Origin of the sequence: [Zimmermannella] alba NBRC 15616 (assembly GCF_001570905.1) — a bacterium.
Taxonomy (GTDB): Bacteria; Actinomycetota; Actinomycetes; order Actinomycetales; family Microbacteriaceae; genus Pseudoclavibacter; species Pseudoclavibacter albus.
The window spans coordinates 1-24,544 of sequence record NZ_BCSO01000016.1 but is presented as its reverse complement, the minus strand read 5'-3'; the positions used below and the strand labels follow the sequence as shown (position 1 = coordinate 24,544).

Below are 24,544 nucleotides of genomic sequence, written 5' to 3'. Positions count from 1 at the left end.
TCAGAACGCGATGCGCGTCCAGATTGCGTGATCGGACGACGGCACGCCGACAATCGACCTCGTGTGGGGTCTAGCGAGCACCGACTAGCTCCCGGTAGCGCCATCCGCGACGCGTGCCCGCCCGGCCTCGAGCATCCGGCCGGCCGCGAGCGCGACGACGAGGGCGATTGCCATCCCGCTCAGGAAGAACGTCGGCAACGACATGATGCCGAGGTGCGTGAGCATGAGCCCACCCACGAGCGCGCCGCCACCGATACCAATGTTGAAAGCGCTCGAGTAGATCGCAGTCGAGAGATCGCGGAATTTACTCGGCGCAACCATCAGAATGCTCGACTGCAACAGCGGCGGCAAGAACCCCATCGCCATCCCCCACACCGCGAGCGCAGCAAGACCAAAGATAGGGAGGCCTGGCGCAAGCCACAGCATGATCGCGCCAACGACGACGCAAAGGCCAAGATTGGTGACGATGCCGAGCTTCGTTCGCTGCCCAAACAAGAACCCCGATGCCCCCGTCGCGACCGCCGAGAGCAGACCATACGAAAACAGCGCAACCGCGAGGTAGGTCTCCGGGATCTGAATCACCCCGGTGGCGAACGGCGAGACATAGGAATAGAACGCGTACTGGGAGAACATCGTGATGCCCGTGAGCGTACTCACCAGCGCGACAGCTGGCATCGACTTTGGGCGCACCACAAAGCGACGACGCTTTGGTGAAAACTCTTGTTCGATCGCACCCGGACCAGTCGGTGCCGCAACCACCTCGATCGGGGACGTGTGAAACTCGTCCGACAGATGGTCCACGCGCGGCAGCAGCTTCCAAAGGATCGCAGCGACAAGGAAACCCAGCGCCACGACGACCGCAAATGCCATCCGCCACCCGAGCATCTGCCCAAGGAACGTTCCGAGCGGCACGCCGAGCACGAACGCAGTGGAGCCGCCACCGAGCGTGATGGAGATGCCCTTCGCGAGTTGATCCTTCGGCACGATGAGCGAGGTGTAACCGGCAACGCTCGCCCAAAACACACCGTGCGCGACACCAGCAACGAGACGGCTCGCAACAATGAGCGGATAATTCGGTGCCAGCGCCGTACCCAACGAACCAATACCGAACACGATCATGACGCCGATCAGGAGAACATGCCTCGGGACGTTGCGGAGCCAGTGCGTGAGCGGCGTACTCGTGACGACCACACACGCTGCGTACATCGTCATGAGGTACCCGATCTGCGCCTCTGTGACACCGAGATCTGGCGCCATGTAATGCATGAGGCCCGTCGGGAGCATTTCGATCGTGACCGACAAGAATGTCGAGCACGAGAGTGCGATGAGTGCGGCCAAGGGCAGCTTGGTGCGGTTCGAATTGGCGGTGCTTGCGTCGGTCACGAGAACTTTCGGTTCGACTGCGTGCTCGCCGGCACGTCGGGGGCAAGGCGGGTCGCCCAGCCGCATCGAGTGTAGTTGGCGCACCAAACAATGGCACGGGATAAGACAGTTCGCTCGCGCTCCGCGAACGCGCAGGTCCGTGAATCCGCAGGCTTCAGCGTCACGCGGCTAGGCTTGGGCGGGTGACTGAACGAGCGCAAACCCTTCTCACCGGCGGCATCCCGACTGAACGCACCGACGAGCGGTGGATCCTCACCCTCCAGTGCTCCGACCGTCCTGGAATCGTGAACTCCGTGACGGGATCGATCGTCGAGGTTGAGGGCAACATCCTCGAACTGCAGCAGTTCTCCTCCACTGACACGGACCGCTTTTTCATGCGCATCGAGTTCCGCACCGAGGCGGAGCGTTCGGTCATCGACGCGGCCCTCGCACCCGTCGCCGCTCGCTACGAAGCACGCATTGAGCTCGTCGTCGGCTCCAAGCCGACACGCGCGCTTATCCTCGCTACGAAGGCGGGGCACTGCGTGAACGATCTCCTGTACCGGCAGCGTTCCGGCCACCTCAACATTGAGGTGCCACGCATCATGGCGAACCACGCGGTGCTCGAGAATATGGCCGCGTTCTACGGCATCCCATTCGAGCACCAGGCGATCAACTCGCCCGAGGAGAAGGACGCGTTTGAGCGCCGCGTGCTCGAGATCGTTGACGAGGAGCAGATCGATCTCGTCATCCTCGCGCGCTACATGCGGATCCTCTCCCCCGAGCTGTGTGACGCACTCGCTGGCCGCGCGATCAACATCCACCACTCGTTCCTCCCTGGTTTCAAGGGCGCGAATCCGTACCGTCAGGCGCACGCGCGCGGTGTGAAGCTCATCGGTGCGACCGCTCACTTCGTCACGAGCGATCTCGACGAAGGTCCGATCATCGAGCAGAACGTGGTTCGCGTCGACCACACGCGCACGCCGCAGCAGCTCATGGCAATCGGTGAAGACCAGGAGTCGCTGAGCCTTACACAGGCCGTGAAGTGGTTCTCGGAGCGCCGTGTGCTGCTCGACGGCAACCGGACGATCATCTTTCGCTAGCCGCAGCATTGCCGTTGGCGTTGTGCGTTGATGGCAGTATTTGGGGCTTCGAGGCGCACCACGCCTCGAAGCCCCAAATACTGCCATTTGTGCACGCTCAGTCGTCGAGCATCGCAAGCACCCGGTCGATAATGGTGCGCCCGGTGTCGTCGCGCAGGGTCATGAGCGATTCCGGGTGGAACTGCACCGCGTAGAACGGCTTCGTGCGGTGCTGAATCGCCATCGGGATGCCGTCATCGTCACTCGCGACAAGCATGAGGTCGGCAGGGAACGTCGCCGGGTCAATGTAGAGCGAGTGGTAGCGGCCGGTCTCGAATCGCTCCGGGAGGCCCGTCAGGAAGCCGGACTCCACGAGCACGGCCTCGCGTTCCTTGCCATGCAGCGGATAGTCGAGCTGGCTAAGCGTGCCGCCGAAGTACTCGCCAATGGCCTGCTGTCCGAGACACACACCGAAGACGGCAACACCGCGCGCGTCGAGCTCACGGAGCGTCTCGGCGTCGCGGAAGTCGCTCGGGCTTCCCGGTCCCGGTGACATGACGACAAGGTGCGGCTCGAAGGCATCAAGCGAGGCCGAGAGCACGTCACTGCTGATGCCGCCGAGCGGGGCACGCAGCGTGCGTACATCAGCCCCGGTCTCACGCAGGTACCCCGCGAGCATCTGCGAGAAGGAGTCCTCGTGGTCGAGCATGAGCACCCGCCGGCCCGCGCCCGTCGAACGCGCAGCCGGCGCATGCCCACCCGCAAGCGCGGCACGGTCTCGCGCAATGGATGCTGGCGTCGCCGCAATCGCTTCGAGTAGTGCCGAGGCTTTCATTTCGGTCTCGCGCTCTTCGGCGTCGGGGTCTGAGTCCATGAGCAGGGTGCCGCCTGCCCGGACTTCTGCGACGCCGCCGCGCACGATCGCGGTCCGGATCGTGAGGCCCGTGTTCACTGAGCCGTCCGAGAGAAGTGCACCGAGCGCCCCCCGCGTACCAGCTGCGGGGGCTCCGCTCATGCTCGGCAATGAACCGCATGGCCCAAATCTTGGGGGCACCGGTGACGGTCACCGCCCACATGTGGGTGGCGAAGGCGTCGAGCCCGTCGAACTCTTCGCGGAGTGTACCGGTCACGTGGTCGACGGTGTGGATAACCTTCGAATACAGCTCAATCTGGCGGCGGCCCGCGATTCGCACCGACCCTGGCTCGCATACGCGCGACTTGTCGTTGCGGTCGACGTCGGTGCACATGGTGAGTTCGGAGCGGTCTTTTTCGGAGTTGAGGAGCTCTCGGATGCGGTCGGCGTCTTCGAGGGCATCCTTGCCGCGGGCGATCGTGCCCGAGATCGGCACGGTTTCCACGTGGCGGCCCTGGACGCGCACGAACATTTCCGGGCTCGCTGAGATGACAAATTCGTTGAGGCCGAGGTTCATGAGGGCCGCGTAGGGCGCCGGGTTGTGGAGCGTCAGGTGCTCGAACACGACAGAGGGCGTCGCAGCGAGCGGCGCACGGAAGGATTGCCCGGGGACGACTTCGAAGAGGTCGCCGCGCGCGAACGAAGGCTTGGCTCGGCGGACGAGCTCCGCGTACTCCCCCGGCTCGTGGTCGCGGCTTGGCGCGGTGCCCTCGGGGGCGGGCCGGTAGGGGCCTCGAACCGTTTCGGCTGGGATGTCACCCGTCGAGCGCCCCTGGTACTCGAATACGAAGTCGTGCCGTTCGGCATCGCCCCGCGCACGGTCTACGACGGTGAGCGATGCGGGCAGATACAGCGCGAGGTCTCGCTGCTCGCCGCCATCCGGGTCTGGCAGTGCTTCAATTTGGCGGACCAGGTCGTAGCCGAAGGCGCCATAGAACCCGAGGTAGGGATGCGGTGGCAGCTCCGCCAGGAGGCTCCGCAGCACGGTGAAGCTTGAGCGGCGGCGGGTGCGCTGCTCTTCCGGGATCGCAGCATCCTTCTCATTCGCCACGGAGAAGCGCAGAACGCGTGACGTATCGTCGACGATCGTGACACCTTCCACAGCACTGAGCGCGGCACGGAAGGCCGCCAGCGGGATCTCCCCTTGCACTTGGAGCGCCGTGAGTTCAACCTCGAAGCCACGTCCGTCGATGCGCAGGATGGGGTCAACGAAGCCGATGTCCCATCGGGTGTAGCGGCCTGGGTAGTCAACACCGGAGGCCAGGATGATGCCGGCTCGTTCGTCGAGCGCGGCACGGATGTCGTCGAGGTCGATGGGGCTTGCAGCACATCGTTGGGCGGTCACAGTCAGCACGCCACCAGCGTACGGGGACGACAACGGGCCCCGCTCGATGCAGCGGGGCCCGTGACGAAGTGTGGCGTTTAGGCGGGCAGCCAGCCGTCGAACGCGCCATCCTCGTCCGCATCCGTGGCGATGTGGTCGAAGCCCTGGTCGTGGTCGAAGTCAGCGACGAGCACGTCGAAGGCGCCGTTTCCGTCGACGTCGATGTAGAGCTTGTCGATGATGCCGTCAGCGTTCGTGTCGTAGCCGTCGGCAAGGGAGCCATTCTTCAGTTCGACCTGCGTCACGCCGTCCCCATCCGAGTTGAGGTTCACCATCGAGGTGAGGCCGAGGGGGCCTTCTGCCAGGTGCGTGTTCGCAATCGGAGCGTGCGGCACATCCGAGCCAGGGATGACCTCGCCGTCGGCGACTTCCGCGTACTTCCACTGGCCGTCGCCCGCTTCGGGCTTCGTGAAGATGCCATCAACGTCACCGTCATCATCGAGGTCGAAGTTGATAGTGATCTGCTCGGTGCCGTCTTCGGCATAGTCGATCATGGCGTCGGCTGCGCCGTCACCGTTCTGGTCGACAATGTCGCGGTCAACATTGCCGTCATTGTTCGTGTCGAGCGATTCGAGAATATCGCCTTCGATCGGGAATTCCTCGGGAATCGTGTTGTCGTACATTTCTTCTCCTCTCGGGCGCCGAACGATTCAGCACGTATTTTCGGTGTTCGATTGGATCCGCATGCGCGAACACCTCCACTCCACCAATCGAGCACACCGAAATCAACCCAGTTCAGAACGTATTTCCAGATTTACACGTGGCACCCAGCGGGCAGTTATCTGGCGAAATATTCGCGTCACTCAATTGCAATGAGGGAGTGGGAACATGCCCGTTCGCACGAATTCTCGAGCATATTTCAGACAGGCCGAAACAAGATCCCGATACACAGCAAGAGTTCGGCCCCTCGTTACTGAAAGGGGCCGAACTCTTGCTGTGCTAGATCAATTCCCGAAGGTGGTTAGAAGGTCACCCACTCGTCGAAGTGGCCGTCCTCGTTGTGGTCAAAGCCGACCGTGTCGAGGTCACCGTCGCGGTCGTTGTCGCCAACGATCGTGTCGAAGGTGTGGTTCTCGTCGGTGTCGACGAGGATCGTGTCGATGAGGCCGTCCTTGTCGGTGTCGGCGGCGTAGGTCTCGGTGTAGCCGTCGCCGTCCGCGTCGACCCACTCGGCGCCACCCGGCTCAATCGTGAGGTCGACCTCACGGAGCTGGTCGGCGTAGCTCGGCTCGGAGGTGTAGGAGACCTCGTCGTAGCTGGCCTGCGCCTCGTTGCCCTCGGTCGTGCCGTCCTGGTTCTGGCCGCTGCCTTCGCCGTCGCCGTGCGCGCCGGTGCCGAGGTTGTCGGCCGGGCGGAGGGTGTCCCACTCGAAGATGCCGTCACCGTTCACGTCGTCGGCCATCGACTCGCGGATGCCGTCACCGTCGGTGTCGACGTAGGCCACGTCGGCGATGCCGTCACCGTCGGTGTCGACCGAGTAGCCCGGGTAGGTCATGAACTCGCCGGTGCCAGCTTCCGGCGTGGGGGCCGGCTCCGAAGGAGCGGGCTCAGTCGGCTGCTCGTTCGAGTCGCCCTCACCCGGCTTCGGCTCGTAGATAAAGTCGTCGTTCGCCTCAGCCTCGGTGAAGACGCCGTCCTGGTTCTTGTCGTAGACCCAGGTGTCATTCCAGCCGTCGTTGTCGGTGTCGATGAAGGCCTTGTCAGCAACGCCGTCGCCCGACATGTCCATCGTTTCGCCCATGAACTCACCCGAGTCGGTGGTCACAGGACCGACTTCGCCGATCGGGTTGTCGTTCTTCGGCGGGGTGAAGCCGTCGGTCGTGTCTTCCGTCGTGTCGTCAGCCACCGGAGTTTCGGAGCCGGGAACGGTGTACTCGGTGCCGTCTTCGGCGGTGAACACGCCATCGCCGTCCTCGTCGGTCACGTGGGTGTCAGCCACGCCGTCGCCATCCGTGTCGATGTCAGCCGCGTCAGCGACACCATCGCCGTTGTTGTCGTGGAATTCTGCTGGGAACTCTTCCCCGGGGGTGGACTCGGTGGGGGTCTCGTCTGCAGGTGCTTCCTCGGCCGGAGTTTCCTGGCTCGAGGTGCCGCCTGCGGGTTCGAAAATCCCGTCGCCGTCCTTGTCCGAGGCGTACGTTTCGTAAATGCCGTCGCCGTCTGCGTCGAATCCGGCCGCATCGTCAATGCCATCGCCGTCGGTGTCGTACGAGTAGCCAGCTTCGTCGAGGGTCCAACCACCCGCGCTCGATTCTGCGGGGGCTTCCTCAGCCGGGGCCTCTTCAGCAGGCGCGTCCTCAGCGGGCGCTTCGCCCTCGGCTGGCACCTCTTCGTAGACGCCGTCGCCATCGGTGTCGACACCAACCGTGTCAAAAACACCGTCGCCGTCCGTGTCGAACTCTGCGGTGTCATCGATGCCGTCGCCATCGGTGTCGTAGGAGGTCGAGTCCTCGTCCGAGTACCACTCGGTGGTCGATTCCTCGGCGGGAGCCTCGACCGGGGCTTCCTCAGCGGGAGCCTCCTCGGCCGGAGCCTCAGCCGGAGCTTCCTCGGCGGGCGCCTCTTCAGCCGGAGCCTCTTCAGCCGGAGCCTCTTCAGCAGATGCCTCGTCAACCGGAGCCTCTTCAGCCGGAGCCTCTTCAGCAGGTGCCTCGTCAACCGGAGCCTCAGCGGGCGCTTCCTCAGCCGGAGCCTCTTCAGCCGGAGCTTCCTCGGCCGGAGCCTCGTTCACGGGTGCGTCCTCGACCGGAGCCTCCGCGGGCGCCGTGGTCTCTTCAACCGGTGCCGTGGTCTCGGTGGTCGTCGTCTCCTCGGCGGGTGCCGTGGTCTCTTCGCTCATGGTGGCGTCCTTTCGCTGCGGTGCTCATCGTCGCGTTGTGCGAACACCCTTTGGATGCAGGACGCCTCATCGAATGTTCCCGGCGTGTTCAAGATGTCTTGCACATTCAGGAACTGTTTACCTGGCGCACAGCGTCATGCCCGCTTGACCAGGCATTTCCCGGTTAGAGCCCTCCAGCGATGACAGCGGCCGCATGGCGCCACGCCGCGCGCGTTGCCGGGGCGAGCCGGTCGATGTCGAGCTGGCCGCCACCGACGAACTCGTGGTCATAGGGGACCTCGACGACGGCGCGCGTGAGCTGCTCGAAGTGTTCCGTGAGGCGTTGGGTGAGCTTTCTGTCGCCCTTCGTCGAGGGGCTCGAGAGGATCGTCACCGCATTGCGCAGCTTCGCCTCGTGGCCGCGTTCGCGGAGTCCATCCGCGAGCCACGCGGCCGAGGCGGCCGTGTCTTCGCGGTGAGTCGAGACGATGACGAGCTGGTCCGCGACGTCGAGTGCCGCCTCCCAGTTGCTCGCGCGCATGTTGTTGCCGGTGTCGACCACGAGCACCCGGTAGAAGCGTGAGAGCGTGCGATGTAGGCGGGAGAACGCCTCGTCGTCGATGATCGCGGCACTCGCAGCATCGTCATCCGAGGCGAGTACGTCGAACTTCCACGCGCCCTGGTTGCGCACGAAGCGGTCGATGTCGCCGATCGTTGCGCCACCCATGACTTCGAGCTTCGGCAGCTGGCGAAGCAGGTCCACAGCCGTGTTGTCGTTGTCGCCGCGCTGCGAACGCCATCCGAGCGTGCCGCGAGTCTCGTTGTTGTCCCAGGCGAGCGTGTACCCGCCGCGGTGCATGCCGAACATGGCGGCGATCATGAGGGATGCCGTCGTCTTGTGCGCACCGCCCTTCGGGTTCACGACGACGATCGTCTTGGAGCCATCAAAGGAGCGGCGGATGGCGGCGAGCTCTTCACGCTCCTGCCGTTCGCGCTTGCCCGGGCCGAGCTTGATGAGGCCGCCCGTGCCGCGGCGAAGGCCTGCGCGCCATCCGTACTGGGCAGGAAATCGCGAATCGTGATCCTGCTCGGCGAGGAAGTCGTTGAGCGTCGGTGCGTTCGAGACGCGCTTGACGATTGCGGTCGAGCGAGCAGGTGCGGGCGCGGGCGCCGGGGCAGATGCCGGTCGGGCCTGTTGAGGCCGCTTCGGGGTGGGCACTTCGTCAGGAATCGTGAAGGCGTCGCCGAGCGGCGAGCGACGAGGTGTAGGCGCGGCGTCGGGCTTGGGCACCTCGGGTGCAGGCGCGGGTGCGGCAACGGGTTCGTCAGCCGTTCGGCCGCGCGGGAATGACGGCGTCCAGGTGTCGGCTTCATCGGCGTCATGGGCCGCGTCGGGCGCAGGAGTCTCAGCAGCGGCTTCGGCATCGGCGTCCTCGAGGACCTCAACGTCCTCGTCGAAGGAATCGTCGAGCCCTTCGTCGTGGAAATCATCGATGATCTCGTCATCGTCGTTCTCCACCGTCTCGTCGACTGTGACACGCTTCCGCAGCGGGATTTCGCGCGTCGCCAGGTGCTCTGGGTCGGGCGTCCGGCTCAGCATTTCCGGCTTCGGCAGGCGCAGCGCAGCATCCAGCGTCGGGTCGTAGCCCTCGTGTTTCAGCGGCTGCAGCTCGTCGTCGCCCGGCTGCTTCGGCTCCGGCATGCCGGCTTCGGCAATTTCACCGCGCGGTCCGACGACGAGCGGGTACACGGCGTCCACATCCACAACGCGCAGTCCGACAGCCGCACCCTGGTCTGCAGCTATCGAGATCGCGTGCTCCATGAGCAGCGCGCGTACCTCGTCAGCGTTCGCGGCGACGACGGGGCGGTAGATTCCTTCACCGCGCAGCTCCCCCTTGCCATCCGCACGGATGACACCAATCAGTGGGCCCTGCTGCATGTGTGACTTCTCCTCGCGGACGTGCTCGTGCCGCCTAGTCTACGAGCGCGCAACCGCGATCGGTGTCTGTTCGCCACGAGCGGCAACGGGCAGCGCACGCCGACGTCTACGGCGAAGTTTCGCGAGAGCACCGTGCTTCGGCGCGGCAAGCCACGCCACGAGGAACAGTACCGTGAGCAAGAGCACGATCGTCCCACCAACCGGCACATCAAGCGCCCACGAGAAGTACATCCCAAAGAACGCGCTCCCCGCACCGATGATCGGCGCAAGCGTCAGCATGACCGGCAGGCGATCGGTGAGCAGCCGCGCAGTCGCCGCCGGTGTTACAAGGAGCGCAAGCACGAGGATGTTGCCGATCGTCTGGATGGAGATGACAACCGAGACGGCCACGAGCACGTAGAGCACGAGATCAAGCGTGAACACCGGGAGGCCGAGGGAGCGCGCCATGACCCGGTCCAACGTCACCGCGACGAGCTCCTTGTGGAGGAGAAAGAGGACGAGGAGGACGAGGAGGGCAGCACCGGTCACGGCATAGAGATCACTCACCGGGATGCCCGTGAGCGAGCCGAAAAGGAACTCCTGCAGTGACCCCGCGTATCCAGGCGCAAACGACATGACGACGATGCCGAGCGCGAACGCAGCCACAAAGAGCACACCGATGATCGTGTCCTCCCGAAGGCGACGGAGCTGCGAGAGGGCCGCGACGAGGATCGCAGTCACAACGCCCGCAACAAGCCCACCGATCACGAGATTGCCGCCGATGACGAAGGCGACCGCGAGGCCGGGAAAGACTGCGTGCGCGATCGCGTCACCAATGAACGCCATCCCGCGAAGCACGACATAACTCCCGACAATGCCGCAGCACATGGCGGCAACCGTCGACACGTAGAGCGCCCGAGCAAGGAACGCGAGATCGGGGTTGGTCAGGTCGCGGAGGAAGTCAAGGAAGGAGATCACGCGATCACCGCCTGGAGGCTCTTCACGAGCGGCGACGCTTCAGCGACACCGAAGGCCGAGGCCCAAATGCCCGGCTCAGCGAGTTCGGCGGGTGTCCCGGAGGCGCTGATCGTGCCGGCGGAGAGTACCGCAACGCGGTCGGATGCGGTCATCGCGTGGACGAGGTCGTGCGTGGTTGTGAGCACGGCCCGACCATCGCGGGCGAGCTCAACGAACAGTTCGCCGAGAAGTTCCTGCGTCGGCATATCGAGCCCCGTGAAGGGTTCGTCAAGCACGAGGATGTCTGAACCGAGCGCAAGGGCCCGGGCTACGAGCACCCGCTGGCGCTGCCCGCCCGAGAGTTCCGCTATTGGTCGTTCCGCAAACTCAGACATGCGCACCATCGCAAGCGACTTCGCCACTCGCTTCCAGTCCTCCACGCCGGGGCGACGAAAGAGCCCGAGCTTGCCGACGCGGCCGGTCATGACGACCTCCTGCACGCTCGCGGGGAACTCCCACGCGAACTCGTGTCGCTGGGGCACATAGCCGATGGCCCCGCGGCTGCCTCGACCCGAGCCTCTCGGAGTCCCGCGCAGCTCCACCACGCCTGAGCGCAGCGGGATGAGACCGAGGAGCGAGCGCAGCAGCGTCGTCTTGCCGGCACCGTTCGGCCCCACAAGACTCGTGAGCTCCCCCGTGTGGATCTCAAGGCTCGCACCGTTCAGGATGCGACGCCCAGCAAGATCCACCACGAGGGCGCGCGCCGCGAGCGCGGGCGCGCTCACAGTTCGCCCTGCATGGCGCGGCGACGCGCACGATTCCCGCGGACGATGACCACGGTGACACCGAAGACAATCGCAACGAGCAGCAGCACAAACACGCTGATCAGGATGCCGTCGAGCATGCTCGGGCCGCCCGCAGCCGCCGGTTGCTCACCGTTCGGTGCTGCTGCAACGGGTGCCTCGCCCACATCCTTCGCGAGGAGCGCCTCGGGGCTCGCACTGTCGCCGACCGCGAAGCGCAGCGGCTGCGTCGTCGTCACCTCGGTGCCGTCGAGGAGCTTCGCGGACATCGTCATCCACACGAGGTATTCGCCGGGAGCGGTGAAGACCCAGTTGGCGTGCGTGTGCGTGTTGACATCCACCCAAAGGGCTTGGTTCTGCGCTTCCGAGTCCCAGAGAACGTCGGCGCCGCTGAAATCGCCGGCCTGCAGGAACACCTTCACCTGGCCGGGTCCGTCGACCTTGGTCATCTGGAGCTGGACGCCGCGGTCGACGCGCTCCATGACCTCCGGGTCCTGCGTGTTCCAGCCGACCCAGGCCGCATCGGCACTCTCGACCTGCGGGTAGATGTAGAGCGGCGTGCCGGGGTCGACGCCGAGGAATGCCCATTCCTGCCCTTCGGGGGCAGGCTGGATGGCGGCGTCGCTCGACTTGAGGATCGTCTGGTCAAGGGGACGCCACACCGGCGGCGACACGGCATCGTCGTGGGCATAGAGCGCCCACGTGCCCTGCTCGAAGCGCGGGCCAATATCAACGTGGCCGCTCGCGATCGTGCGCGGCTCGTTCACGACCGGTTCGTCGCTCGAGAGCGTCTGGTTGAGCGAATCGTCTTGCCCATCGCCGTCCTGATCGGCGGCCATCGCGGCGCCCGGCGTTGCAAACAGGGCACCCAGGGTGAGCGCGATGACACCGAGTGCGGCGGCAAGGCGCGCGAGCACGGCGTGCGTGAGGTATCGGAGGAATTCCATGGTCGTCTCCTTATGAGCCCGCGAGGCAGTCGCGGAGGGATGTGGCGTTGAAGCGCATGAGGTCGACGTAGTTCGTGACCGTGTGGTCGAAGGCGTCACTGTAGATGGGACAGACAGCGATGCCCGCCTGCTCGGCGACTTCGGCGAGTGTCTTGGAACGGCTGGCAATATTTGGTTCGAGGAATACGGCGGGAACCTCGAGCTGCTCGATCGTTTGCTGTAGGCGCCGCCGATCGGCAAGCGAAACTTCGACGGCGGGATTGGGCGTGACGAAGCCCGCGACATCCATGCCGTACGCCTTCGCGAAATAGGCGAAGGAGTCGTGCGTCGTGACGAGGTGCCGGCGCTCGGGTGGGATGGTGTCGACGGCGGCCTGCACCTCAGCATCGAGTGCCTCGAGTTCGCCGAGGTAGGCATCCGCGTTCGCCGTGTACTCACTCGCGTGAGATGGATCGACGCCGATGAGGGTGTCGCGGATGACCTGCACGTACGCCATCGTGTTCGCGACGTCGTGCCAGAGGTGCGGGTCGATCTCGCCGTGGATGTGCGCACCGAGCACGGCCTGCGCGAGCTGATACACCTGCGTGCCGGGCTCGCCCAGGAACCGGAAGCGCGGATCAGCGGGGACCTCCGAGAGGGCGCGTGACGGCACCTCGATAATGACGTCCTCGGCCGAGTAACTCTCTTGCCGCTCCCCCATGCCACTCGCGTCGTGCAGCACCGTGACGGCATGGGCGTCGAGGTCTGCGGTGACGTCGGCGTGCCCAGCTTTGAGGACCACTGCGTCCGGCCGCCCTGCTGTGCTCGGGTCGACGCCGACCGCGAAGGTGAGCTCAGCTTCCCCAACGGAAATAGGGCGGTCGGTGCGCGTCGGCTGCACATCAGCGGCGATATCGATCGTGTAGATCCCTGGCTCGGTGAACACCCACGACATGTGCGTGTGCGCGCCGATTGGCAGAGTTGCCGTGTCGTCCTGGTAGCCCGTACTCGCGTCGAAGCCGTCACTCGAGTTCAGGGCGATCTTCGCTTCACCGAAGGTGCCGGTGAGGTAGGCGAAGGCCTTGCCGGGGCCCGTCACCCCGTGGGTGACGAGGTGCGCTTCAGAGCTGCGGGACGCGCCATATGGCGTGCCGTCTCCGTGGATGCGCATCCCGAGCCAAATCGTGTTGAGTTTCGCGTTCTCGACGAGCTGGATGAGCTCGGCCCCGTGTGAGGCGGATTCCTCCGCGAGCGCCACGTTCGGCACGCCCTCATGCAGGTTCGCATCGAGCGCGGTGATGATGCTGTGCTGCTCGAGGAAGGCGTAGTTCGAGAAGGCGGCGTCAGCGTAGACGACCTCGCGGATGTCGCGGAGCGTCGGTTCGTAGGAGTGTGGGTCCGCACCGTCCGGGACGAGGGAGTGTGCCTCCACGTGGGCACCGCCGACCTGCTCGACGAGGTCACGGATGATGCCGGTTGTCGTCACCACATGAATGCGTCCATCGTCCACGGACGCTGCCGCCTGGGCGCAGCCGCTCAGCGCCGCAACGAGGCACGCCCCGAGGATCGCCGAGGCTGCCCGGCGGCCGGTGTGTGGCCGCCGGGCTTCGTGCGAGTCACTCACGGTGCGGTGGGGTGCCGTCTGCGGCGAAGGCGACCGGGTCCGGGTAGCTCGTCGATGTGGCGGCAGCTGCTGCAGCAGCTCCGGCGCCCCAGCTGCGGCGACCCCACCAGAGTCCTGCTCCACCGGAGGCGGCAACGAGCAGGAGGAGGCCGATCGCCCAGATGAGCAACGGTGTGATGTTGCCGGCGAGCGCAGCGCGAATCGGGTCGTAGAGCGCGGCCTGCGCAGCGAGCTGTCGTTCGTTGTCATCGATGACGCCATCGCCGTTGAGGTCGACCGGCGTACCGGCTGCACCGGAGGCCTTCGCGTCATCCTTACCGTTCTGGCCCGCGGCGCTATTGCCGGACCCGTTGTCGCCGCCGTTCCCGTTCGCTGCCGGGGCGGCACCGCCGGTGGTTCCCTCTTCGGAGCCGACCGCGCCGAGGCTGCCGCCACCGCGCTGCTCGCAACCGAGTGCGGATGCGGCGTCCACATTGCCGACGGCAATGGTGAGGGTCGCGCTCGTGGACACCTGGCCGCCATTCGCGTCGGTCAGTGTGAAGGTGAAGCCGAGGCGGTAGATACCATCCGCATCAAAGGTCCACTGTCCGTGCGTGTGCGTGGGCTTCGTAATCTCGTACGACTGTCCAGGGCCAGTGAAGACGGTCTCCCCTGCACCAAAGGTACCCGGAATCGTGACCTTGACGCCACCGGGTCCGTCCACCGAGTTGAGCGTCCACGTGACTGGCTTCGTCTTGTACTTGTCGGGCATGTGAAGGGTGTTCCAGCCGAGCCAGATGATGCCGCTCTCCTGCGCGAGCGGGATCGTTCGGTTCGCTTCGGGCTTCACCCAAAGGACCGTGTCGGACGGGCTTCGCCACGTGCCGGTCACATCGTCCTTGATCGTGGCTCGGAGTTCTCCGCCGAGCACCACGGGGCCAAAATCAGCGTGGCCTTCACTCATGACGTGGGCACCCTTGCCGTCCGGGCAGGTGTCGCCTGCGGATGCGCCAGGCTTCGCGCCGGAGGAGCCGCCAGGGTTCGTGCCGGGCTTGTGACCGGATCCGGGGTTCGGCTTGGGAGCAGGGCCCGTGCCGGGCGTCGTGCCGTTGCCGGGCTTGTCACCACCGGACTCGTCGGGAGTTCCGGGCTGGGTGCCGTCACCTGGCGTGCCATCACCGGGTACGTCATCGCCGGGCGCGCCATCACCGGGGGTACCCGGGTCGACCGGCTTCGGCTCGCTCGGGACGCCACCCGCGCACGGGTTGTTCGGCAGGCCCATGAGGTCGACGGCACCCACCGCAATCGGAATGACAAAGTCGGTGCTCACCTGCTCACCGGTGTCGAGCGTTGCCGAGCGCTGCATGTCGAGGCAGTAGAGGCCTTGCTTATTGAACACCCAGTTGCCGTGCACGTGAGCGTTCTTGGGGATGTTCGCGGTATCCGGGACGCCATCACTCGAGTCAAACAGGAGGTTCGAGATACCACCGCTCAGCGAGTCGACGAGGAACAGCTTGAACGTTGCACCCTCAGGGCCATTCACGCCCTTAAGCGTCCAATCCACGCCATTCGGGGTGCGGTCAGCGCTGATCTTCTCGGTTGACCACCCCGGCCAGATGGCGTCGCTCTTCTGCGTTTGCTCGGCGACGTAGATTTCGCTACCCACAGGGGCTCCCAGGGCCTCATCCCAGCCGTCCGGCACCTGCATCTTGAGGTTGTCGTTGACGTGGATGATGGTCGATTCAAGCGGGCGAAGCGTGTCGATCGGCGACTGCGTGTCGTCCTTGATCTTGACCTCGAGTTCGTTGCCGTCGAGCACGGTCGCGTAGTCGATGTGCCCGTCGTTGAGGATCATGAGGCCCTGGTCGTTGACCGTGCCATTCGGGACATCGAAGGACTCCGGCGACACCATCGGCGCGGCGTTCAGTCGAGGAGCCTGCGCGGCCGGAGCTGCCGTCATCGGCGCTTCGGCAGCAGCCGCAGGCCGGCCAGCGAGGCCCGCCAGCGGGGCTGCGAGCAGTGCAGCAGTAGAAGTAACGAGGATCGATTTCAACCAGTGCATATGCGACTTTCCACTGAGCGGGCGAGCACGAGCACCCCGGGCGACAGGGGCACCACACGACAGGGCGATCCTATTGAGAACGCATTCTCTTTTCAACTTGGCCTCAGCCTGCATCCCTATCCTGCGCGTCCCGCTCCCTGCGGTGCCGCACGACGAGATCAGACCAGCGATGGAAATCGACGAATCTCAGATCAAGAATTCGGGCCGGGACGCTACGCTCGCCACATGAACGCGCTGCATCTGGAAGAACTCAACGCTGGCAACGTCGCCGCCGCCAACACGCTGAGCCTGAAGCCCGGCCAGGACCAGTTCGTGGCGCCGGTGTCGCACTCGATCGCCGAGGCCTACGTCAATCAGGAATCGACCTGGCCCCGCGTCGCCGTCGATGGCGACACCGTGGTCGGCTTCCTCATGGGCAACTTCGATGAAGACGCCGAAAACGAGCTGTTCCGTGCCACGATCCTGCGCATGAACGTTGACGGTGACCATCAGCGTCAGGGGGTCGGCACCTTCCTCGTGAACGCACTCGCCGACGAGGCCCGTAGCCGCGGCATCGACGAGATCACCGCCGTGTGGGAGGAAGGCGAACTCGGCCCGGGTCAGTTCTTCCGTCACCTCGGCTTCGTCGAAGTCGGCGAAACCGAGTACGGCGAGACGATCGGCAAGCTCACGGTGCAGGTGCACGCCCAGTAGGCACAGACGCACGCCCGAGCGTGCCCAACACGAAGCGACCGCCACAGTCACGCGCGTGCGTGAGTGGCGGTCGCTTCATCTTGGATGCCTTTAGGCGATGCGAGCGGAGAGGCAGGTGAGGCCGCCCTCCGCCTTTTCAAACTCGGACACGTCGAGCGCTTCGACGCGGTAACCAAGACGCTCGAGCTGCTTCGCCGTCTTCGGTGCCGATGCTGCGACCGCGACCGTTTCGGCATCCAGCGGCAAGATGGAGGCACCCGTGCGCTCCTCAGCAGCGATGACGCGCGGGAACGGAAGCGCGCCCTCGAAGGCTTCCGGCCAGGCGACGACCGTGCCATCGGGCAGCGCTGTCGCGACAGTCTTGAGGTGCAGAGCACCCTCGATCGGAACGGCCACCGTGCGGTAGCCCAGCTCCCCCGCTATGGCACGGAGCTGACGGATACCGTCGGCGTTCGTGCGGCTCGAGGCGCCGACGTAGACCGTGTCATCCACAACGAGCACATCGCCGCCGTCGAGCGTTGCCGGGGCGTCGAGCTCGGCGATGACGACATCCTCCAGCTCAAGCGCAGCGCGCACACCGGGAAGCTCAGCGCGACGCGAGTCCACCCCGGCGCGCGTGGCGATTGCAACGCCGTCGAGCACGACGACGTGGTCCTCAACAAAGACGGAGTCGGCCATCGTCGGGGCCGCTGCGACCTCGCGGGTGCTCCAGCCGTAGCGTTCGAGGAGCTCAACGTAGTGCTCCCACTGCTCGTTCGCGAGGTCCATGTCGATCTCGGCACGCTCCTGGTGTGTGAGTTCGGCATCCGCCATGCTGTCGGCCGGGATGCGTACGAGCGCGATCTTGCCCTCATCCGGCATCGGCACAAAGCCGCGCGCCTGACGGCCGTGGCCGAGCGCCGCGCGTTCGGCCTCGAGGATGCGACGTTCAAGCCACGGCGCAAGGAGCGCGCCAAGGAGCGTCGCGTAGACGAGGAACGGGAAGAATAGGCCAAAGACCTGCTGGGCGATGATGCCCCAGACCTCGCCCGTGAGCTCGACCGTGCCGCCGACGAGCACGCGGAGCGCGTAGCCGAGGATGGCCGAGCCGATCGCTGACAGGAGCGCGGCGAGCGCCCCGGTAAACCAGGTGCGGAAGGCACCGAACCAGCCCGCGATCGTGAGGAACACGACGAGCACGAGCGAGGGGATGACGTAGAAGTCGAAGGTGAGACCGAGCGTCTGCAGCGGCATCTGCTGGCCGGTGACGTCAGTCTCGTTGAGACGGACGACGGTGAGCAGGAGCGTCACCAGTGACACGGCGACCGCCACGAGCAGGGCTGCGCTGATGCGGCTGCGCCAGTCGAGCGGCTCATCCGCTGCGGGGCGTGCGGCGACACGGGCTCCGGTCGAGGCCTCATCCTCGTGCGACAGGTCGTGCTCGTTCGTCATTGCTGGTCTCCTCGTGGCCGCCGGGGCAGGGATAATGCGGCCGTGGTCTTGGGACAGTCGTGGGGTGGGACACGACTCCGCCCCGCCCGAAGCATCGGACAGGGCGGAGCCGGAATCAGTGGAAGAAGTGGCGTTCGCCGGTGAAGTACATCGTGACGCCAGCAGCCTTCGCTGCTTCGATCACTTCTTCGTCGCGGATGGAGCCACCGGGCTGGACGATGGCGCGAACGCCCGCGTCGAAGAGCACCTTCGGGCCGTCGGCGAAGGGGAAGAAGGCGTCGGATGCGGCAACCGAACCTGCTGCACGCTCGCCCGCACGGTTCACGGCCAGATGGCACGAGTCGACGCGGTTCACCTGGCCCATGCCGACGCCGACCGAGGCGCCGTCGTGGGCGAGGAGGATGGCGTTCGACTTCACGGAGCGGCAGGCGATCCAGGCGAATTCGAGGTCGCGGAGCGTGGCCTCGTCGGCTGCGTCACCGGCAACGAGCTGCCAGTCAGTAGAGAGGTTGCCGCGGCCTGCGAAGCTGTCGGTGCTCTGGTCGAGGAAGCCGCCCGAGATCTGGCGCACCTCGGTGTCTTCGCGGACGTAGTCGCTCGGCAGCTCGAGCAGGCGGAGGTTCTTCTTCGCGGTGAGGATTTCGACGGCTTCCGGCTCGAATCCGGGCGCCACGATGACCTCGGTGAAGATGTCCTTCACGGTCTCGGCCATCTCGCGCGAGACCGGGCGGTTCGCGGCGATGACGCCGCCGAACGCCGAGAGCGAGTCGCAGGCGTGGGCACGGCGGTGCGCCTCTGCGATGGCGGCAGCATCGTCGAGACCCTCGGGGGCAACGGCGATACCGCACGGGTTCGCGTGCTTGATGATCGCGACGGCCGGAGCCTCGAAGTCGTAGGCGGCGCGGAGAGCAGCATCCGCGTCGACGTAGTTGTTGTACGACATGTCCTTGCCGTGCAGCTGCGTTGCCTGTGCGATGCCGCGGCCGTTGCCGGTGCGGTAGAGCGCGGCACGCTGGTGCGAGTTTTCGCCGTAGCGGAGGGTGGCCTCGAGGTTGCCCTCGAGTGCGAGAGCCTGCGGCCACGAGCTCGTCGACTCGGCCTCACCCTCGCTCACCTTCTGCTCGCTGCGGCTGCGCTCGGCGAACCAGCCGGCGACGGCCATGTCGTAGGCGGCCGTGTGCGCGAAGGCCTGTGCGGCGAAGTCGCGGCGCTGCTCGAAGTTCGTACCGCCCGCCTTGACAGCCTCGATGACCTCGGCGTAGCGCTCGGGCGAGACCACGATCGTGACGTTGGCGTGGTTCTTTGCCGAGGCTCGCACGAGGGCCGGGCCGCCGATGTCGATCTGCTCGATGACGTCCTCAGGCTGTGCACCCGAGCGAACCGTCTCGACGAACGGGTAGAGGTTCACAACGACGAGCTCGAAGGGCGCGATGCCCAGTTCGTCGAGCTGCGACTCGTGCGAGTCGAGGCGGAGGTCGGCGAGGATGCCGGCGTGCACGGCCGGGTGGAGGGTCTTCACGCGGCCGCCGAGCGACTCCGGGAAGCCGGTGATCTCGGAGACATCGGTGACGTTGACGCCTGCTTCGCGGATGGTCTTGCCGGTCGAGCCGGTCGAGACGATCTCGACGCCTGCTTCGCCGAGCGCCTGGGCAAGCTCGGTGAGGCCCGACTTGTCGCTCACGGAGATGAGTGCTCGGCGGATCTGGACGCGGTCCCGTTCGCAACGGGGTTCGGTGACGACGGGTGCACTCATGCGCGCTCGCACTCCTTGAGGTTGAGGTCGCCGGTGGCGACGCGGGTGACGGTTCCGATGAGAAGTTCTCGTTCGACGTTCTTGATGCGTTCGTGCAGGCTCGCCTCGTCATCGCCAGGCTCGACGGGGATGCGGCGGCGCTCGATGATGGGGCCGGTGTCGACGCCGTTGTCCACGACGATGATGCTCGCGCCGGTCTCGCTCACACCAGCCTCGATGGCGTCCCGAACTGCATGTGCGCCCGGGAACTCGGGGAGGTAAGCGGGATGTGTGTTCACAAGGTTCGGCGAGAGGGCCTCGACCACGGCGGGCGGCACGAGGCGCATGAAGCCGGAGAGGATCGTGAGATCGGGCTCGTAGCGCTGAATCTCGGCGAGGAGGGCGTCACCCCAGCTGGTACGGTCGGCGAAATCCTTGGGGCGCACGACGAAGTGCGGGATGCCGAACTCCTCAGCGAGCGCCAGGTTCGCGTCGTCACGGTCGGCGCCGATCGCGACAACCTCAGCGATGATGGGGGTTTCGCTCGTGCGGGCGCTGCGGAGCGCTTCGAGGAGCGCACGCAGGTTGGAGCCCGTTCCAGAGATGAGCACGACGATCTTCAGCACTGAAACAGTGTACGCAGACCCTCCCCCCATCCCGGTTTCCGCGTCCCCTCGGTGCTCAGGTCGCAGTTTCGACCCTAGGTCGCGCGACCTAGGGTCGAAACTGCGACCTGAGCGGGTGGGCGGCTAGTCGTCGAGGTCGATGTCGGCGTAAATGTCGGGTTCGTCGTCGCGCTGGATGGCGCGCTTCAGGCCGCCTGCGGTACGACCCGCGCTTTCGTCGCGGCGTCGGGTGAAGCGGTGGCGGATGCTGGTGTCGGGCGTTTCGTCGACGTCCTCGGGCTCAGCCTCGTTGGCGCGTTCGCGTGCGGCTTCTTCAGCCTCGGCTTCGGCAACCCAGGCGCCCCAGGCCTCCTGCTCCGGGTCGATCTCATCCTCGGCGACGTCCTCGTCGTCGAGCTCGTCCTCGTCTGGGTCGTCGTCGGATGCAGTGTCGTTGGATGCGTCATCGGCGCGTCGGCGGCGACCAAACCACGAGTGACGTCGCGGCTGCTCCTCAGCAGCGTCTTCATCGCCCTCGTCGTCGACGTCGTCGGCCTCCTCGTCCTGAGCTTCCCGAACAGTGCGTTGCGGCGCAACGTCGTCGTCATCCTGGTCGTCGTGGACCTCGCCAAGGAGGAAGCCGCGCGGCAGGAAGGCACCAACAAGGCCGCCGACGAGCGCGAAGCCGAACACCGCGAGCATGGTCCAGAGCGGGTTCGGGCCAATCCAGGCAAGCCGTTCCGGCCCCACAGGCCCTGCGGCAAGGAGCACGAGCAACCCCGCCACGATCGCGAGCACGAGCGAGGCAATCGCCGCCGCGCCAGCCCGCATCCCGCTGGGAGCGAAGGAGTCTTCACCGAAGCGGATGCTGTGCGAGCCGAGCGTCGTGCCGAGGAACGGGACGACTGCCGCGGCGAGCAGCCACGGTGCAGTGCCCTCCGGGATGACGCCAAACAGCGGCACGAGCGGCAGCGGCCCAAGATTCGTGCCGAGCATGGTCGCGCTCGCGCCCTGCCCGATCTCAACCCCCGGGCCCGTCGACCAGGCGAGCGCCCACACGAGGAAGTTCGGCAGCATCGCGAGCTGCGAGAAGCCAGCCACCACGGCGCCCATCGGGTCAAGGTGCATGGACTGGAACACCGACAGGACGCGCCCCATCCCCGCGATCAGACCTGCTCCAAGCACGAGGGCCGAGGAGGCGAGCAGCCCAGCTGCCATGCCCTTCACGAGACGTGTGCTCAGGGCGAGGAGGGGATGCTCGTCGCCAAACTCCGCAAGGTGCGGGCGCACTGCGGCGATCGTTGCAGGGATGCCGTAGACGAGCGCGGCGCCGAGCACGGAGCGCCAAAGGATCGGTGTCACGGCAGGCATCGCGGCCATCGCGCTCACGACGCCAGCGATGACGGCAAAAAGAATCGTGGAAACGATGACGCCGTCTCGCGCAATACCGGCGGCAGCAGCTCGGCGTGCGCCACGCGCTGCAACGACGACCGTCAGGAGCGTAAGCCCCATGGGCGCGATTGCGAGTGTGAAGGCAACAGGCCCGGATGCGCCAAGCCCCACGGCGGTTGCTTCATCAAGCGTGACGGAAAGCGCGCCGCCGAGCGAGAGAAGCCACGTGTCAGCAGCGAAGCGAAGCGTGAGGTCTCCCCCGCCCGCAGGCAGGCCGCGCGCAGCCCACACGGTGGCCGCCGCGACGAGCGGCAGTGCAAGGCCGAGCAGCGCGGCGAGTACCGCATCGGCGGCAGCGAGGAGGAGCGCGAGGGATCGTTTCATGCCGAAGTCGAGGGTATCCGGCTGCGCCTTTGAGTCGGCTCCCCCGCGCCGAGGTCTCGGGTACCCGCAATATGGCTGATGCCCCGCAGTCACCTCGGGCACAGAACGCGCCGGTGGGCGGCATGCCGAAGCAACCCGCCCACCGGCGCGTGATCGTGCAGCCTTAAAGGCCCTTCATGATCTCCTTCATGAGGTTGGCCGTCTCGGTCGGCGTCGTGCCGACCTTGACGCCAGCTGCCTCGAGCGCTTCCTTCTTCGCCTGGGCGGTCCCGGCCGAACCGGTGACAATGGCGCCAGCGTGGCCCATCGTCTTGCCCTCGGGAGCGGTGAAGCCTGCGACGTAGCCGACGACCGGCTTCGTGACGTTGGCCTTGATGTACTCAGCGGCACGCTCTTCAGCGTCACCACCGATCTCACCGATCATGACGATGGCCTTCGTCTCCGGGTCCTTCTCGAAGGCTTCGAGCGCGTCGATGTGGGTCGTGCCGATGACCGGGTCGCCACCGATACCGATGGCGGTCGAGATACCGATTTCGCGGAGCTCGAACATCATTTGGTACGTGAGCGTGCCCGACTTCGAGACGAGACCGATCGGGCCCGAGCCGGTGATGTTTGCCGGGGTGATGCCGGCAAGCGACTTCTCGGGCGAGATGATGCCGGGGCAGTTCGGGCCGATGAGGCGCGTCTTGCCGACCTTCTTGGCGTGGGCCCAGGCCTCCGAGGAGTCCTTCACCGGGATGCCTTCGGTGATGGCCACGGCGAGCGGGATCTCAGCGTCAACGGCCTCGATGATGGCGCCCTTTGCGAAGGCCGGCGGCACGAAGATGACGGTGACGTTCGCACCCGTCGCCTCCATGGCTTCCTTCACCGTGCCAAAGATGGGGAGTTCCTTGCCCGCGAGCTCAATCGTCTGACCGGCCTTGCGGGGGTTCGTGCCACCGACAACCTGGGCGCCAGCCTCGAGCATGCGCGTCGCGTGCTTCGAGCCTTCCGAGCCTGTGATGCCCTGGACAATGATCTTGCTGTTGTCGTCGAGGAAAATCGACATATCTGTGCGTCCTTGTTCTCTCGGGCCAGTGACTACTTGGCGGCGGCTGCGAGCTCAGCAGCCTTGTCGGCGGCCTCGTCCATCGTCGGAACGACGGTGACGAGCGGGTGGTTCGCGTCGGCGAGGATCTTGCGACCCTCTTCGACGTTGTTGCCGTCAAGGCGAACAACGATCGGCTTCGTGGCGGCGTCGCCGAGCTTCTCGAGGGCACCAACGATGCCGCTTGCGACCGCGTCGCAGGCGGTGATGCCGCCGAAGACGTTGACGAACACCGACTTGACTTGCTCGTCGCCAAGGATGACGTCGAGACCGGCAGCCATCACCTCGGCCGAGGCGCCACCACCGATGTCGAGGAAGTTTGCGGGCTTCTGGCCACCGTGCTTCTCACCGGCGCCAGCGACGACGTCGAGCGTCGACATGACCAGGCCCGCGCCGTTTCCGATGATGCCGACCGAACCGTCGAGCTTCACGTAGTTGAGATCGAACTCCTTGGCCTTGAGCTCGAGCGGGTCCAGTCCGCCGGCGGCCTCAGCGAGCGCCTTGTGGTCTTCGTGGCGGAACTCAGCGTTGTCATCGAGGGTGACCTTGCCGTCGAGGGCGATGATTTCGCCTTCCTTCGTCGAGACGAGCGGGTTCACCTCGACGAGCGTGGCGTCCTCCTCCGAGTACACCTCGTAAAGCTTCACGAGCACCGGGGCGACCTTCTCGACGAGCTCGTCCGAGAACTTCGCGGCGCGGGCGATCTCCTTGGCCTTGTCGAGGTCAATGCCCGTGACCGGGTCGACCTCGATGCGGGCGAGCGCCTCGGGCTTCTCAACAGCGAGCTGCTCGATCTCCATGCCACCCTCGACCGAGCACATGGCGAGGTAGGAGCGGTTGGCGCGGTCGAGGAGGATCGAGAAGTAGTACTCCTCAGCGATCTCGGCACCGGCGGCGACCATGATCTTCTCGACGATGTGGCCCTTGATGTCGAGACCGAGGATCGCCTTGGCTGCCTCGTATGCCTCGTCGGGCGTGCGCGCGAGCTTCACGCCGCCAGCCTTACCGCGGCCACCGGTCTTCACCTGGGCCTTGACGACCACAAGGCCGCCGATCTTTGCAGCGGCGTCGCGCGCCTCTTCCGGGGTGGTGGCGAGAAGGCCCGGCAGAACCGGCACGCCGTGGGCGGCGAAGAGATCGCGCGCCTGGTACTCAAAGAGATCCACAGTTCATCCCATCCGCGACCTCGCGGCCGCGTTCGTTGGCTCGAAATTCTGAGGTGGGTCGAGCGCCAGCCGGGGGGTTCGCCGACAATGGCGCACGAGGTTCCGGGGGAAGCCTACTCCGGCCAGAAAAATGAACGGACATCACCCGTTCAGCTTCACCGCAGGTACCGCGCGTGGAGTTCTCCCTCGCGTGCACGCACCTCCCCGCGTCTCGCCACGCCCTGTA

18 protein-coding genes and 2 pseudogenes are annotated in these 24,544 nt (G+C 65.8%); 2 read left to right on the top strand and 18 right to left on the bottom strand.

The window, feature by feature from the left end; genetic code table 11:
• Window positions 1-84: 84 nt before the first annotated feature.
• Window positions 85-1,383 (bottom strand): MFS transporter, encoded by a 1,299-nt coding sequence (locus ZAL01S_RS09140; protein ID WP_066082458.1) that lies wholly within the window; start codon window positions 1,381-1,383, stop codon window positions 85-87.
• A 218-nt stretch (window positions 1,384-1,601) separates the two neighbouring features.
• Here ZAL01S_RS09140 and purU point away from each other — a divergent pair, with 218 nt between their 5' ends.
• A complete protein-coding gene (gene purU, locus ZAL01S_RS09135; protein WP_066082479.1) occupies window positions 1,602-2,465 on the top strand; it encodes a formyltetrahydrofolate deformylase in 864 nt (287 codons plus the stop codon).
• Between the two features lie 97 nt (window positions 2,466-2,562).
• On the opposite strand, the gene ZAL01S_RS10645 is transcribed toward purU, so the two are convergent.
• The 11 genes and pseudogenes from ZAL01S_RS10645 to ZAL01S_RS09090 all read right to left on the bottom strand — a co-directional run bounded on the left by ZAL01S_RS10645 (window position 2,563) and on the right by ZAL01S_RS09090 (window position 15,828).
• Window positions 2,563-3,153 carry a glutamine amidotransferase-related protein gene (locus ZAL01S_RS10645; protein WP_244875382.1) on the bottom strand — a complete coding sequence of 197 codons (591 nt, stop codon included), beginning with the start codon at window positions 3,151-3,153 and terminating at the stop codon, window positions 2,563-2,565.
• Window positions 3,154-3,333: 180 nt separating this feature from the next.
• A pseudogene (locus ZAL01S_RS10695) lies at window positions 3,334-3,459 on the bottom strand (hypothetical protein); the annotation flags it as partial.
• A gap of 31 nt (window positions 3,460-3,490) precedes the next feature.
• Window positions 3,491-4,702, bottom strand: a pseudogene (locus ZAL01S_RS10640) (chorismate-binding protein); the annotation flags it as partial.
• 77 nt (window positions 4,703-4,779) lie between these two features.
• Entirely contained in the window at window positions 4,780-5,364 is a 585-nt protein-coding gene (locus ZAL01S_RS09125) for a hypothetical protein (protein ID WP_066082456.1), read from the bottom strand.
• A 338-nt stretch (window positions 5,365-5,702) separates the two neighbouring features.
• Entirely contained in the window at window positions 5,703-7,580 is a 1,878-nt protein-coding gene (locus tag ZAL01S_RS10385) for a hypothetical protein (protein WP_066082454.1), read from the bottom strand.
• Between the two features lie 163 nt (window positions 7,581-7,743).
• Complete coding sequence (locus ZAL01S_RS09115; RefSeq protein WP_066082452.1) at window positions 7,744-9,498, bottom strand: MinD/ParA family ATP-binding protein; 1,755 nt, start codon at window positions 9,496-9,498, stop codon at window positions 7,744-7,746.
• Between the two features lie 39 nt (window positions 9,499-9,537).
• Window positions 9,538-10,455 carry an anchored repeat-type ABC transporter permease subunit gene (locus tag ZAL01S_RS09110; RefSeq protein WP_066082451.1) on the bottom strand — a complete coding sequence of 306 codons (918 nt, stop codon included), beginning with the start codon at window positions 10,453-10,455 and terminating at the stop codon, window positions 9,538-9,540.
• On the bottom strand, window positions 10,452-11,219 hold the full coding sequence (locus ZAL01S_RS09105) for an anchored repeat-type ABC transporter ATP-binding subunit (protein WP_066082450.1): 768 nt from the start codon (window positions 11,217-11,219) through the stop codon (window positions 10,452-10,454). The genes ZAL01S_RS09110 and ZAL01S_RS09105 overlap by 4 nt, the downstream gene beginning before the upstream one ends.
• A complete protein-coding gene (locus ZAL01S_RS09100; RefSeq protein WP_066082448.1) occupies window positions 11,216-12,184 on the bottom strand; it encodes a choice-of-anchor M domain-containing protein in 969 nt (322 codons plus the stop codon). Before ZAL01S_RS09100 ends, ZAL01S_RS09105 begins: the two co-directional genes overlap by 4 nt.
• Before the next feature lie 10 nt (window positions 12,185-12,194).
• Window positions 12,195-13,787, bottom strand: coding sequence for an anchored repeat ABC transporter, substrate-binding protein (locus ZAL01S_RS09095; RefSeq protein ID WP_169793687.1), 1,593 nt, complete (start codon window positions 13,785-13,787; stop codon window positions 12,195-12,197).
• Window positions 13,780-15,828, bottom strand: coding sequence for a choice-of-anchor M domain-containing protein (locus tag ZAL01S_RS09090; RefSeq protein ID WP_066082446.1), 2,049 nt, complete (start codon window positions 15,826-15,828; stop codon window positions 13,780-13,782). The genes ZAL01S_RS09095 and ZAL01S_RS09090 overlap by 8 nt, the downstream gene beginning before the upstream one ends.
• A 225-nt stretch (window positions 15,829-16,053) precedes the next feature.
• Between ZAL01S_RS09090 and ZAL01S_RS09085 the strand changes: the two genes are divergently transcribed.
• Window positions 16,054-16,521, top strand: a complete 468-nt coding sequence (locus ZAL01S_RS09085) for a GNAT family N-acetyltransferase (protein WP_066082443.1) — start codon at window positions 16,054-16,056, stop codon at window positions 16,519-16,521.
• A gap of 90 nt (window positions 16,522-16,611) precedes the next feature.
• Here ZAL01S_RS09085 and ZAL01S_RS10635 read toward each other — a convergent pair whose 3' ends face one another.
• The 6 genes from ZAL01S_RS10635 to sucC form a co-directional block, all read right to left on the bottom strand.
• Complete coding sequence (locus ZAL01S_RS10635; RefSeq protein WP_244875381.1) at window positions 16,612-17,952, bottom strand: dimethylarginine dimethylaminohydrolase family protein; 1,341 nt, start codon at window positions 17,950-17,952, stop codon at window positions 16,612-16,614.
• A 115-nt stretch (window positions 17,953-18,067) separates the two neighbouring features.
• Complete coding sequence (purH, locus tag ZAL01S_RS09075) at window positions 18,068-19,705, bottom strand: bifunctional phosphoribosylaminoimidazolecarboxamide formyltransferase/IMP cyclohydrolase (protein WP_066082441.1); 1,638 nt, start codon at window positions 19,703-19,705, stop codon at window positions 18,068-18,070.
• Entirely contained in the window at window positions 19,702-20,310 is a 609-nt protein-coding gene (gene purN / locus ZAL01S_RS09070; protein ID WP_066082439.1) for a phosphoribosylglycinamide formyltransferase, read from the bottom strand. The genes purH and purN overlap by 4 nt, the downstream gene beginning before the upstream one ends.
• Before the next feature lie 123 nt (window positions 20,311-20,433).
• On the bottom strand, window positions 20,434-22,065 hold the full coding sequence (locus ZAL01S_RS09065) for a cell division protein PerM (protein WP_066082437.1): 1,632 nt from the start codon (window positions 22,063-22,065) through the stop codon (window positions 20,434-20,436).
• A gap of 163 nt (window positions 22,066-22,228) precedes the next feature.
• Window positions 22,229-23,113, bottom strand: coding sequence for a succinate--CoA ligase subunit alpha (sucD, locus tag ZAL01S_RS09060; RefSeq protein ID WP_066082435.1), 885 nt, complete (start codon window positions 23,111-23,113; stop codon window positions 22,229-22,231).
• Window positions 23,114-23,145: 32 nt separating this feature from the next.
• The gene (sucC, locus tag ZAL01S_RS09055) at window positions 23,146-24,318 is read right to left on the bottom strand and encodes an ADP-forming succinate--CoA ligase subunit beta (RefSeq protein WP_066082433.1); all 1,173 of its coding nucleotides are present in this window, start codon (window positions 24,316-24,318) and stop codon (window positions 23,146-23,148) included.
• Window positions 24,319-24,544: the final 226 nt, after the last annotated feature.

Coding starts and splice junctions, on each gene's coding strand:
- ZAL01S_RS09115 (WP_066082452.1), bottom strand. CDS start 9,498: ATGCAGCAGGGCCCACTGATTGGTGTCATCCGTGCGGATGGCAAGGGG.
- ZAL01S_RS09090 (WP_066082446.1), bottom strand. CDS start 15,828: ATGCACTGGTTGAAATCGATCCTCGTTACTTCTACTGCTGCACTGCTC.
- ZAL01S_RS10645 (WP_244875382.1), bottom strand. CDS start 3,153: ATGCTCGACCACGAGGACTCCTTCTCGCAGATGCTCGCGGGGTACCTG.
- ZAL01S_RS09085 (WP_066082443.1), top strand. CDS start 16,054: ATGAACGCGCTGCATCTGGAAGAACTCAACGCTGGCAACGTCGCCGCC.
- purH (WP_066082441.1), bottom strand. CDS start 19,705: ATGAGTGCACCCGTCGTCACCGAACCCCGTTGCGAACGGGACCGCGTC.
- ZAL01S_RS09125 (WP_066082456.1), bottom strand. CDS start 5,364: ATGTACGACAACACGATTCCCGAGGAATTCCCGATCGAAGGCGATATT.
- sucD (WP_066082435.1), bottom strand. CDS start 23,113: ATGTCGATTTTCCTCGACGACAACAGCAAGATCATTGTCCAGGGCATC.
- ZAL01S_RS09065 (WP_066082437.1), bottom strand. CDS start 22,065: ATGAAACGATCCCTCGCGCTCCTCCTCGCTGCCGCCGATGCGGTACTC.
- ZAL01S_RS10635 (WP_244875381.1), bottom strand. CDS start 17,952: ATGACGAACGAGCACGACCTGTCGCACGAGGATGAGGCCTCGACCGGA.
- ZAL01S_RS09100 (WP_066082448.1), bottom strand. CDS start 12,184: ATGGAATTCCTCCGATACCTCACGCACGCCGTGCTCGCGCGCCTTGCC.
- ZAL01S_RS10385 (WP_066082454.1), bottom strand. CDS start 7,580: ATGAGCGAAGAGACCACGGCACCCGCCGAGGAGACGACGACCACCGAG.